This window comes from Mucilaginibacter aquariorum (assembly GCF_024498135.1).
Lineage (GTDB): Bacteria > Bacteroidota > Bacteroidia > Sphingobacteriales > Sphingobacteriaceae > Mucilaginibacter > Mucilaginibacter aquariorum.
Window position 1 is genome coordinate 181,355 of sequence record NZ_JANHOH010000003.1, and the last position, 12,716, is coordinate 194,070.

The 12,716-nt window shown below is 41.5% G+C and carries 11 protein-coding genes; 2 read left to right on the plus strand and 9 right to left on the minus strand.

Features of this window, described 5'->3' with window-relative positions:
- Positions 1-82: 82 nt before the first annotated feature.
- The 8 genes from NPE20_RS15925 to NPE20_RS15960 all read right to left on the minus strand — a co-directional run bounded on the left by NPE20_RS15925 (position 83) and on the right by NPE20_RS15960 (position 8,689).
- Positions 83-739 (minus strand): protein-L-isoaspartate(D-aspartate) O-methyltransferase, encoded by a 657-nt coding sequence (locus NPE20_RS15925; protein ID WP_256539672.1) that lies wholly within the window; start codon positions 737-739, stop codon positions 83-85.
- 123 nt (positions 740-862) lie between these two features.
- The gene (locus NPE20_RS15930; protein ID WP_256539673.1) at positions 863-1,825 is read right to left on the minus strand and encodes a hypothetical protein; all 963 of its coding nucleotides are present in this window, start codon (positions 1,823-1,825) and stop codon (positions 863-865) included.
- Between the two features lie 19 nt (positions 1,826-1,844).
- On the minus strand, positions 1,845-2,804 hold the full coding sequence (locus tag NPE20_RS15935; RefSeq protein WP_256539674.1) for a DUF6175 family protein: 960 nt from the start codon (positions 2,802-2,804) through the stop codon (positions 1,845-1,847).
- A 20-nt stretch (positions 2,805-2,824) separates the two neighbouring features.
- Positions 2,825-3,307: a hypothetical protein gene (locus NPE20_RS15940; protein ID WP_256539675.1), complete on the minus strand. Its 483-nt coding sequence runs from the start codon at positions 3,305-3,307 to the stop codon at positions 2,825-2,827.
- Positions 3,308-3,319: 12 nt separating this feature from the next.
- A complete protein-coding gene (locus NPE20_RS15945) occupies positions 3,320-3,841 on the minus strand; it encodes a hypothetical protein (protein WP_256539676.1) in 522 nt (173 codons plus the stop codon).
- Positions 3,842-3,863: 22 nt separating this feature from the next.
- Entirely contained in the window at positions 3,864-5,228 is a 1,365-nt protein-coding gene (locus NPE20_RS15950) for a hypothetical protein (RefSeq protein WP_256539677.1), read from the minus strand.
- A gap of 580 nt (positions 5,229-5,808) precedes the next feature.
- A complete protein-coding gene (gene priA, locus NPE20_RS15955; RefSeq protein WP_256539678.1) occupies positions 5,809-8,298 on the minus strand; it encodes a replication restart helicase PriA in 2,490 nt (829 codons plus the stop codon).
- Positions 8,299-8,302: 4 nt separating this feature from the next.
- On the minus strand, positions 8,303-8,689 hold the full coding sequence (locus tag NPE20_RS15960) for a DUF423 domain-containing protein (RefSeq protein ID WP_256539679.1): 387 nt from the start codon (positions 8,687-8,689) through the stop codon (positions 8,303-8,305).
- 133 nt (positions 8,690-8,822) lie between these two features.
- Between NPE20_RS15960 and NPE20_RS15965 the strand changes: the two genes are divergently transcribed.
- Complete coding sequence (locus NPE20_RS15965; RefSeq protein ID WP_256539680.1) at positions 8,823-10,421, plus strand: hypothetical protein; 1,599 nt, start codon at positions 8,823-8,825, stop codon at positions 10,419-10,421.
- Positions 10,422-10,535: 114 nt separating this feature from the next.
- Positions 10,536-11,981 (plus strand): DUF5723 family protein, encoded by a 1,446-nt coding sequence (locus NPE20_RS15970; RefSeq protein WP_256539681.1) that lies wholly within the window; start codon positions 10,536-10,538, stop codon positions 11,979-11,981.
- On the opposite strand, the gene tsaB is transcribed toward NPE20_RS15970, so the two are convergent.
- Positions 11,982-12,665 (minus strand): tRNA (adenosine(37)-N6)-threonylcarbamoyltransferase complex dimerization subunit type 1 TsaB, encoded by a 684-nt coding sequence (tsaB, locus tag NPE20_RS15975; protein ID WP_256539682.1) that lies wholly within the window; start codon positions 12,663-12,665, stop codon positions 11,982-11,984.
- Positions 12,666-12,716 lie beyond the last annotated feature (51 nt).

Below are 12,716 nucleotides of genomic sequence, written 5' to 3' on the forward strand. Positions count from 1 at the left end.
TGGGTATTTGAAAACCCAGCCAACACTAAGATGTAGGAATTAAGTCTAAGTGCAAACTGCTAACTCATAACTGCCAACAGAGCTACCACGCCCTATCACCTACCAGCGGTACAAACCTAAAGGTATCCAGTACATGCCTTTCATAATCATTCTCGGCGGTTTTAAGTACGGTTACCATTTTTTGCGATTGCTCGTCACCTACCGGGATAACCAGGATACCCCCTATATTTAATTGCTTAAGCAGTACCTGTGGTACAGTTGGTGCGCCTGCTGTTACTATAATTTTATCGTAGGGTGCATCTGTTGCTATACCTATTGAGCCATCGCCCAAAAAGAATTTTGGTTTATAGCCCATATACGGTAAAACCTGTATAGTGCGCTCGTAGAGTTTCTCCTGGCGTTCAATAGTGAAAACTTTGGCGCCAAGTTCCATTAGTATACAGGTTTGGTAACCGCAGCCCGTGCCTATTTCCAGCACTTTATCTCCCTTACGGATATGTAATAGCTCGGTTTGGTAGGCTACCGTATAAGGCTGTGATATAGTTTGCCCCTCACCTATCGGGAAGGCGATATCTTTGTAGGCCTGGTTCCAGAAGGTTTCGTCGAAAAAATAATGACGGGGTACTTTACCAATGGCAGCTAATACCTGTTCATCCTCAATACCCTTTTTCCTTAATATCTCTACCAGCCTTTTACGAGCCCCTTGCTCGCGGTAATTATCAATAAACTTGTACGCCATTACATAGCAAAGTTATACAAAAAGCCGGCAAAATTGCCGGCTTCCTGTGTAATATGCTACCGCTTTGTAATAACACTTTGGTAGTTAACCTATAATGTTCTTAACATTCGTAACGCGGTATTATTACCACCAGCCATGAACATTGTAGGTAGTTATCCGGGGCTGGGCCGCATAGGCTACAGCAACATCGCGCGCAGCGTTAATAATTCCTGCATCGTTCTTTTGTTCCTGCAATTTAAAGCTCCACTCGCGGTTATCCAGTTCTTTAACCCGTTTAGCAACCTGTGCTACAAAAGTTTTTACATCTCTATAGCAGGTTGATTGCGGGTCTATCTGTGATAAAAGATCGCTTGCCGCGTTTGCACCGCTCAGGTCCTGGTTTGCCGCCCAAAGGTTTTTGGCCTGCGCCAGTTTCACCTGGCAATCTTTTTCGATCTGTTTTTTATAGATTGGAGCTACCAACGCCATCGACCTATCATAACAGGTTTTGCAGGCTTGCGGTACCGATGTAAGGTTATAAATAGCCTCGTCCATCCTACCGGTGTTAGCCAATGTTTGGGCTTGTTTTATGATCACATCGCAATGGGTATTATAGTAGCTGATTATTTTGGTTTTACCTTTTTCTACAAATGCCTGCAATTTTGGGTCGTTAAGGTTGATATTTTTAAAGGCATTGATATATGCTTTTGTCTCGTTCTCTCCCACACCTTTTACTGATAGCGATGTGCTGGCAAATTTAGTACCCTCGTAACCATCACCAATGTAAAGGTTTACATCAAGCGTTAAAGCCGTCATGGCGGGCGCTGTTGATAACAGATCTTTTGTGAGCACCACAATATTAGCGGTGATTATAAAGCGCTGGCCCTCATCACCACCAAAACCATTTTGACTGATGATCTGGTTCAGTTTATTGCCAAGCATATTACGCGCGGCATCCGGCAGATCATCAGCCTGATCGGGAATGTAAGCGGCAAGAGTTACCCGGCCACTATTCCCCCCATTCGCCGACCTTTTAATGGTTGTATTTTGCGCATATCCTCCCATAAACAGGAAGAGTGACATGCAGGTTATTATTAATTTTTTCATGTTAGTTTGGTTTGATCTGTTATTTTTCGCCAAGTACTATAACCGCCTGGCCAAGGCCTTTCACTGTTAATTTATTCGCGATTGAATAAGGTGGGGCAGCCAGTAATTTTTGCAGTCCGCGTGTAAACCCGCGGGCATCGGTAGCATTGCCGCTTGCATCATATAAGGGTATGCGCACCTGCTCAAACAGCATCATATTTTCGGTAGCATCGCTGTTACTGAAACGATTTTTTACGGTATTGGCTCGCACCCAATCCTCAATAATAACATTCAGCTCTTTACCGCCATACTCAGTTTCCAGGTCGTTTTTCCACGAATCGAATTTTTTGATGCGGATAATGATCTCGCGGCCATTGGCAAACAGGTCATCGAAATGCCTTTGCAGGCCAACATTAAAGTTGTCTATTTTATCGGCAACGGCTTCCTCCAGCAACACAGCGGTTTCTGCCGAGAAGGATGGGTTACCCGTTCCGCCTGCTGTGGCTATTTCTTTATCTGTATAAGCATCCAGCCCCTGCAATGTAAAACGCACTGATTTTTTAGGGCCGGTTTTTAACACATCCCAGGTTAATTGAATAATAATATCGGCCTTGGCTACTTTTTTAAGCTTATCCATGGGGCTTTCGGATACACCGCTACCCGTTTTTGAGGTAAGGATAGCGTTCTCGGCACGTTCAGATTCCAATGTTTTTATAACCGATTCCATGTTCTTTAATGGGAAACCACGCTCGGCCATCATACCGTTTATCTTGCTGATAACGGCCAGCAGATCACTATTTTCCTGGAAAGCCCTTTTATAGTCGGGGATCTTTACTTTGGTGCCCTGGTCATCATAAGTTTGCATATAGCCATTTGTATTGCACCATACATCGCTTGGCACTACCATAAGCGTTGGCTTTTTAGCCTGCGAAAACCCCAGGGTTGTCGCGCCCAATATCATTAGCGATAACAGGGCTATTTTCATTATCTGTAGTTTCATTTATTAGGGTTGAAGGTTTATCAATTTGTTAAGATGCCGTCTGCTATCATTTTCTGTTGTAGTGCCGGCCGGCTTATTTTTAGCACATAGCCCGTGCTTTGAGCTACATTTTTAAGCCTTTGTTGTTGTTTTGCCTTCTGCCCCGCGCGTTCTTCTATAAAAAGCACAAAGGTTTTATACGCCGAAGTAAAAAATCTGTTAAAGTATTCCTCGTGGTTGGCGTAAGCATTGGCCTCATTCAGTATCGGCTTTACATCGCAGTCGGGCTTGCCTTCGCGTAAACCGCTAAACAGAATTTCGCGGATAGCAACCTTTTTGGCCTCCTCGATAGCATCCTCCCTGTTACGTTTATCGGAGTAAGCGATAACGGTTTGCGAACCATCAAACCCTGCACCCAGGCACTCTGTTTTATAAGTATAGCTGCTGTTTAGTTGTTTTTGCCCGGCACAACCACTCAATGCAAGCAGCCCGGCAAGGCTTAAGTACAATAAATTTTTCTTCATGATAATTGATCTTTAAAATCCTGCACTTAATGATTTAATGATACCCGCTTCTTCCAGGTCCTTACGCAACAAGGCCACATTTACCGATACCAGCACACCAATTTTATATTGTTTGCCAACTTTCATACGGTCTTCGGCCGCCACGGCACCATCACTTGAAAGCGAAACAAACTTCATATACTTACCCCCATCAGCAAAGAACTCCTTGAACCATTGATCTTTTTCTTGCTCTAAATTTGAATTGGTAGTGAGCGGCGGTTTACCTAAAATACCCTGATCGCCGGCAAAACCTTTAAATATTACGCCATGTACCGCGTTTTTCTTCGCCTGCTCAATAGCCACATTAGGCTTTTTTGAGTACGACCATACCTTTAACAGGTAAGTGCCTTGAACGCCGGTGCCGGCCACTTCCAGCTCATATCTCCAGGCTTCGGTGTCTTCGTTTGCTTTTTTATTTGTTTGCGCGCTAACTACCGATGAAAAACCTGTTATCAGCAGCATTAGCATTACCCAAATCGTAGTATGTTTTTTCATTATCTATATATGATATTGTGTGTTATTTTATCTGTCTTAAAAGCATACCCGCGTAAAATTTGCCCCCACCTTTAAAGTAGGTACGGTCAAGTACGGGTTCATCCTTTTTATCTTTGTCCTTGTCTTTATTATCTTTTTCAGAAACCTCTTCGCCAGCATTAAACCTGTTATCCCAGATCTTTTTCTTGTCTACCGTTACAGTGCCTTTTTTCACATAGGTGGTAAGGCCGGTTTTAGGATCTACGGTTTGCTCAAGCACTTCGAATTTTTCGCCACCTTCCAGGCCTTCTTTCATGCCAATTTTCGCGGTAACAGGTTCGCCAGAGTAGATAGGTGTTTTGGGTTTAAATACTTCGTACGCTTTTTGAAGCTTGGCAAAAACATGCTCTACATTCCTTACAGTGGCCAGCTCTACTATCTGGTCTTCGGTACGGGTTTCTTTTAATGAAAAAGTCACCAGGCTGCTTGATTTTTCGCTGCCTATATATTCCATCTGGAACAAATCGGTTTTATCAAAAGCTTCTTTTTTCTTTTTATCGATCTTGCCTTTTTCCATCCACAGATCGTTGTAAAAAATGGCGGCGGTAGAGTCGTTCCATTTCAGGCGGTACAAATAAGAGGTTGTCCACACCGAATAACCCTCTTTTGCTTTGTTGTAAGCAATATCAAGTACCTTGTAAGCGGCTGGCTGAAACAATGCAGGTAGGCTGTTGGCTTTCAGTTTAGCTAGCTCCCTTATGGCTGCCGCTATCGGCTCATTGCTTATAAACTTCAGCTTAGTTAAAACCACAAATGTATTCCCTATCAACTCCTCGCCGGCATCAGATAACGAAGCTGTGCCCCTTGCGCTGCCTTTTGCAATATTTGCCTGCATTTCGGTAGCATTATAAGAGCCGCGTTCACCTACCAGTTTCATATCAAATGAACCATCGGGTTGGCGGTTAAACCATTTGGCAACTAACAGATTAGCTATCTTTTTATCTTTTACAATTTTATCAGTTACAATAGGCATGTCGGCTGCATCTTTGTCTACAATACCCGCCGTTGCGCCCGATAACATATTGGCACCTAAGTTGGCCATGCCGCTTTTTTTGGTACCTGCAGTTACTTTTTCTGCCTCGGTAAGCGCATATGGCGATGCGTTTACGGTACTTACGTCAATTGAATGATTATTATATTTATCGGGGAACGGCGCTTCGTGGTATGCTTTTATAACGGTTTCTTTCCTTGGGAAATCTTCAGATTCCAGCAGGATAAGGTGCAGCGAACTCCTGCGGTATTTTAACTCCGGGTGCTGATCTGTCGTTGCGGGGGCCTGGGCATTTGCCCCAAAACTTAACCCTAAAAACAGGCTGAGTGCAATTGTTAACTTGTTTGTTTGTTTCATGATGTGTTTAAGTGTGGTTGATTATTATTTGGCTTTTTTAGCTATGCGTAATTATTGGCATAGCAGATTATTACCAATTTTAAAAGTAGGCGCAATTTGTTTTTACAACCCGAGTTATAATCCCATTTATTTAGGGTGTTTTCACCCGGAATAATATTAAAAATACAGGCAATATTTGTCCATTATACTTTTTAATAAGTACATCCTGATCGTATAATAAATCGCAATTTTATTTTCTTAATAAAAGCCTGATATCACTTATGTGATTTTGTACAGCATACTGATAATGCAGTGCGGGGGGACTTAAAGCGGAGAGAATTTTCAACAGCAATAGTTTCATATTTAAGGGTTTAAGTGTGATAAATATAAACCCATTTGATATACGCTGCAAGAAACAGCCCCTATTACATAGCAAAATACCCAGTAGTAGGTATGCGAAAACAAACATGTTTTTTTGAAATTATCACAGAAGATAATTTATGAACCTTTAATTATTGATAATAATTTCCTAAATAATATATTTCATATATACTATTTTGTGAAAAAATATCTATTCAAAGTAAAAGGGTAAAATAAGCTATCAATAAGGATCAACATCGGGCTGCACTATGCTGCCTTTGCTTAGCTTGGTGGTCTGAAACTGGGTAATAACATCTCTTATAATGGCCTTTGCCTTAACAATTGAAATGGTATCACGTTCAAACTTAAGCATGATAGATTTGATGTAATAGTTACGGATACGATTAATAAGCGGTGCTTCGGGGCCTATAACGCGATCGCCAAAATGCTTCCGGAGTTCGTTGGCCAGGTACTCGGCCTGGTTATAAAGTATTTCGGGGTTTTTATGCTTAACATCCATATTAATAATACGGTAGTATGGCGGGTACTTAAAGCTTTTGCGCTCTTCCATCTCGGTGAAGTACAGGTCGCTGTAATCGTTCTCTATCACCTGTTTAATCACCCTGTGGTTAGGGTCGTAAGTCTGGATCACAACCTTGCCTTGTTTGCCCCTGCGCCCTGCCCTGCCGCTTACCTGGGCAAGCATTTGGTAGCTGCGCTCGTTAGCTCGATAATCAGGGTATTTTAAAAGGCTATCGGCATTTATGATACCGATAACGGTAACGTCTGCAAAATCAAGCCCTTTGGCTACCATTTGGGTACCTACTAAGATATCTATCTTTTTTTCCTCCAGATTGTTCAGGATAGTTTGCAACGAATTACGAGACCGGGTAGTATCCAGGTCCATACGGGCCAGGCGAACGTTCGGCATAAGTACAGATAGTTCATCTTCCACCTTTTCGGTACCAAAACCTTTGTACTCTAAATGGGTGGAGCCGCATGCCGGGCATATAGATGGCGTATCTTCCTTATAACCGCAATAGTGGCAGTGCAACTTGTGGCTATGCTTATGATAAGTTAAGCTTACATCGCAATTAATGCATTTCGGCGTATAGGCACATACCTTGCACATTAATACCGGTGCATACCCCCTGCGATTTTGAAACAGGATAACCTGCTCCTTATTATCCAGCGCCAGCTGAATATCCTGCATCAACACACTACTAAAGTGCGACTGCATGGTTTTGCGCTTGGTTTCTTCAGATATGCTTACCACCTCTATCAGTGGCAGTTGCACACCGCCATAACGTTCTGTTAATTCAACAAAACCATATTTGTGTACACGGGCATTATAATACGTTTCGAATGATGGCGTAGCCGAACCTAACAGCACCTTGCCCTTATACATATTAGCCAGGTAAATGGCCGCATCGCGGGCGTTGTAGCGTGGTGCAGGGTCAAATTGCTTGTAAGATGTTTCGTGCTCCTCATCAACAATTATCAAACCCAGATCGCTAAATGGCAGGAACACCGATGAGCGCGCCCCCAGTACTACTTTGTATTCATTGTTCAGTATCTTTTGCCAAACTTCCACCCGTTCGTTATCATTGAAGCGGGAATGATAAACGCCAATCGTTCCACCGAAATATACCCGCAGGCGTTCTATAATATGAGTGGTTAAAGCAATCTCGGGCAACAGGTAAAGTACCTGCCTGCCGGTGGCTATCATCTCCTCTATCAGTTTTATATAGATCTGCGTTTTACCTGATGATGTTACACCATGCAGCAGCACCACATCCTTTTGTAAAAACTGTTCCTGCGTATCGGCAAGTGCAATTTCCTGTGCAGGGCTTAGTATAAAATTGCTTAGCTGGTCTTCATCATCCTCATACCCCAGGCGACTAACATTCTTTTCCTCGGCAATAAAAACTTCTTTTTCTATCAGCGATTTTATGCTGGAATCGCCTGAGCCGCTTTCTTCTATCAACTCGCTTTTTGAGACTGCTTTTTGCTGGCGCGATAATTTAATGAAAGCCAAAACTGCATCAGCCTGTTTTGGCGCGCGTTTTTCCAGGATCATGAAAAGCTCTTTAAGGCTCTCCTGATTATGATAAACTGGGTTTAGGGTTAGATATGTACGTTTACGGGGTTTATACCGCTCGCTAACCTCTTCGGATATGGTAACAATATTTTTCTCGAACAGCGATTTCAATATCGGCATCACCGTTTTTTGTCCCAGCAGCTTTGCTATATCGCTAATGGTTAGCTCGGGCTGTATGTCAAGCGCTTCGGTTATCAGGTATTCTTTATCGTTTAAGGCCGCTTTATCATACTCAAAATCCTTATTGAGCATCACCTTGGTTTCGCTGGCCAGCTTTAGGGCTGATGGCAGCGCGGCGTTCATCACTTCGCCTTCATTACACATATAATATTCGGCCAGCCACTGCCAAAACTGCAGCTGGCGTTGTGTAACAACAGGTTGTTCGTCTAAAATATCTATGATGTATTTTGCCTCGTACTTTTCGGGGGCATGCTCCGTTATAGTTGATACAACAGCTGTATAAAGTTTGCTTTTGCCAAACTGCACCACTACCCTTTTGCCAATAGCAATGGCATTATTTAGTTCGAACGGAACGCGGTAAGTATAGTTACGGCTTATAGCTAAGGGTAAAATCACCTCAACAAAGAGTGTTTTACGGGTAGCTTGTAAACCATCGGCAAATTCTAACATCAGTTTATTTGTTTCTGAAAGCAGCGAAAGCTAAAAATATCCATCCTATGATGAACAGCAACCCACCAATTGGTGTTATAGGGCCTAATACGGCTAAGCCCGGCATACCTATCAGATCGCGGCAAGCTAATAAGTATAGCGAGCCCGAAAACAACAGTATGCCAAAGGTGAACAGGTAATAAGTGCTCACTATCACCTTGTTTTTAAAACGGGTAAAGGTTGATAAAAACAGCAGGGCAAATACGTGATAAAACTGATATTGTACGGCGGTTTGCCAAACTTCGAGCTGGCGTGCTGATAACGAAGCCTTTAAGGCGTGGGCACCAAAAGCACCGGCAATTACGGCCAATGCACCCAGTAGCGATGCTGTAATTATTATTTGTTTGTTCATGCAGATATAAAAGGCTAAGTTAACCAAATGTGGTGAAAGGTGAAACCGCTACGCGATTTCCTGCTCTATCACTAATTCAATAATTCACTAAATCACTAAATAATAACTTCTAACTTGCACACGCAACCACAGAATGAAACGACTGATAGTTATTACTTTAATTTTAGTTGCCGCAACTGCATATATAACCGTTAAGTATTTTAAAAACTTAAACACATCGGGTATGCATGCCGGTAATGTTATGCGCACAATTCCCGATAATGCCGCCATTGTATTTGAGTTTACCAACGAAAAAAGCTTTTACGACATTTACACCGGTAATACACTGCTAAGCAATTTTATTGGTGAAGAAAAAATAAACGATCTGGATACGGTACGTAATGTGCTGTTTGGTAATGCAGCGCTTAATCCGCTTTTTAATGGCCGTAATGTGTTTGTATCGGTACAACCATCACAAAACAACCAGCTTGATTTGCTGCTTACGGTATCGGCAGGTAAAGATATTGACCTTACAGAGTTTGATAAGCTGGCTAAACAACAAAAAACCGGCATGTTGATAACACCACTAAAAATTGGTGATAAACATGGTTACAATATCTTCTTTAACTCGTTAAAAAAGCGCTTTTATATTATAAATATCGATGCTAATATATTTGCCGGTAGTTTCTCAAAAGAACTGATCACCCAAAATGCAAATTATAAGGCTGATAGGGAGAAACAAGCGTTTATGCTTTTGCCCGAGCAGCAAAACTCCAACTCGCTGGCCAACCTGTATATAAATTACCAGCATCTTGATCCCCTGTTTGCCCAGCTTTTTAAAAACAGCAATACCGATATATTTAAGCCTTTTAGGTTGTTGCCTGCATTGGCTGCCTTAAATCTTAATTTTAAAAATGATGCTGTAATGTTTAGCGGTTACACCAATATTCAAACGCATAAAGCGGGCACCTATTTAAACGTTTTTGCCAATCAACAACCTGTTACCAATCAGTTAAAAGAACTATACCCTTCAACAACGGCATATGCTTTAAATCTGTCAGCATCGGATCCTGTTAAATTCTCTGCTGACCTATCAGACTTTCAAAATAAAGCTGGCTTACAAGCCGAAAAAGATGCTTTATTCGCCAAAATTAAAACCGAAACAGGAATTAATTTAAAACAAGAATTTGCACAATTGCTGGGCAGCGAGTTTGCTGTGATAACAACCCGTTACCAGGAAAAAATAGCTATAATAACCGTTAAAAATGGCTCTAAGTTACAACCGTTTATGACTAATATAAGCAGAATGATAACCGATGATGTGGGTCAGTTTAACTACGCTAAACTACCTTATTTTTTATTGGGCGATGCTTTTAACGCTTTCAGGAAACCCTATTTTCGGATTATTGATAATTACCTGATATTGGCAAACAGCACAAAAGAACTGGATAGTTATAATGACACCTACTTTAACCGTAAGTTTTTGAATAAAACAGAACAGTATGTAAAGTTTGATAATTTATTGGCCGAACGTAGCAATGTTGCCTTTTTTATCCACTTTAAAAACGCGCAGCCAATATTAAGATATGGTTTAAAGGATGAATTTTATTTTGCCTATAAAAACAATTCATTATCCTGGAAGAACTTTTACGCCGCATCTTATCAGTTTGCTGCAACCGACAAGAATTTTTACACAAACTTTTGCTTGTTACAAAACATGCCCGATACTACTGTTAATAAAAACATTGACTAAAAAACATATTACACACAACCCAAAAGGCATAAATACGTTAAAAGGATATATATTAGTTGACAAATTTAAGCTCTTAATTAGGCAACCATAAATCAACAGGTATTGCGAACGTGTATGAAGTATTTTTTATTGGTTATTTGCTTTTTATTTATTTCAGTTAAAACTTTTAGCCAGCAGTTTTCCCAGTATAATACAGGTACCTTATTCGATTCGTTTGAGAACCCTGCACAAGCGGTATTTATTCCCGATACAAGCAATAAAATAGCCTTTAACTTTTTCATCCCCAACTTCAACAGTAATTTATATGTTACCGGCAACGCACAGGTGCCTCTTAAAAGTCGTGCTTTTACCGGCAGATATTTAAACACCGGCTTAACCATAGGCGAAAATAGATTTAGCCGGGCAAATGCAAACGCTAATATCTACCTGATAATGTTTAAGGTTTTCAACAGTTTAGATGGCAACCAGGAGGTGGGGGTTTCTGTGCAAACACGCGCGGAAGGCCGGGGGCTTTTTACCGATGAAACTTTATTATTGCTTAATGGCAGCAATGGCTTTACCAATAATGATTATTCAAACATATTTAATAACAGCTATACTGCTCAAAGCTATCATCAAATAAGCGTGACCTATCGCGAAAAAATCAGCAAAAAATTTGCTTTAGGTATTAAATTAAGCGGGTTATTAGGGATACAATATCAGCAATTACGGATAGACCAGTCGCACATTACGTTTAACCGGGCAAATGACGCTGCCGACATTACTTTACAGGGCAGGTACCGTATTAACTATACATCGGGCGATTTTGACAAACACGATCTGCTTCCATCGTTCAAAAGCCCGGGCGCTGCAATAAGCATCGGTACAGCATTACGCACTCGCGACAACTTCAATTTACAGTTAAACGTAAAAGACCTTGGCTTTATACATTGGAACAAACGATCGAGGGTTAGTGATTTTAATACAATGCGTACCGCGCCGGATATTAGTACCGCCAGAAGGGAAGATAACTTGTATGCAACGACTTATCAGATAATCCGCTCGGCTGATGAAATACAGTCCTTTGTCACCCCTACTAACGGCATAATAGAACTAAGTGCCAACAAATTGTACTGGTTAGATTATGACAAACGATTAAGATACTCGCCTACGTTTATCCTTCAAAAGGAGGTATTTTACGATGGCTACACAGCAGCCCTTGTAAACCCTATCCAATATAACAACCTGGTGGGCACATTAACCGCATCATATAATAACTACGGAATATTCAACGCAGGTCTGCAATTCATGGTAAAATCGCCCAATGTGGAGTTTTATATTGGCAGCGACAGGATAATGCAATCAGCCAGCTTTTTGGGAGCTGCCCGTAAAAGCGATTCGCAAATAAACAAAAACGCGGCATATTCAGGTGCCGATTTCTTTTTAGGCTTCTCGCTAAAATTTGGGCGATTGATTGAGCACCCACTAAACAGCAGTTACATGCCATTGGGCGATAGGCCGGGATTTATAACCCGTATATGGAATGGCATATTTCACCCCGGGCGGGATGATGGCGATTAATTAGACCCCGGCTTTTTTACCGGCAATAAAATCTTTAAGGTAATAAGGCTCAAAATAAGCTACATCTACAAAATCGGCACGGTTAAATTTATTTGCCGCAATTTGGGTAAGGTGTGTTGCCGAATTTGAAAAATTGGGCAGGAATTGCGCATTAGGGTTATCTCCTAAAGCCTCTTTGCATTTATCGGCGCCATCACCAAAAAACAATACCTTATTTTCAGCAAGGATATCGCTAAAGCTGTTGCCTTCTATAATTTCGGCAGCGGTGGTTTTTACTACCTCGCCTGCTGCATTAAATACAGCTGTGTAAACCTCCATACGGCGGGCATCGATCATTGGGCACAGTAATATATCACTATCGATAGCATTATCTTGCGCTACACCGTTGGCCATGGCCGCTAATGTTTCTACAGCTATAAGCGGTTTATCTAACGCGAAGCATAAACCTTTCGCAGTTGATACCCCAATACGTAAACCTGTGTAAGAACCCGGCCCGCAGCTTACCGCAACGGCATCTAAACCGGCGTAAGTAGTATTGATTTGCGCCAGTATCTCGTCAATATAAACAGTAATAACCTCGGCATGGATGTTACGGGCATTTATCTCTTTAAAAGCCAATACTTGCCCATCGTGCGCCAATGCTACCGAGCATGATGTTGTTGCTGTTTCTATTTGTAATATCATGTGTTAAGTCAAAAGTAAAAATTCAAAATTCAAAAAATGGAAGTCATAACC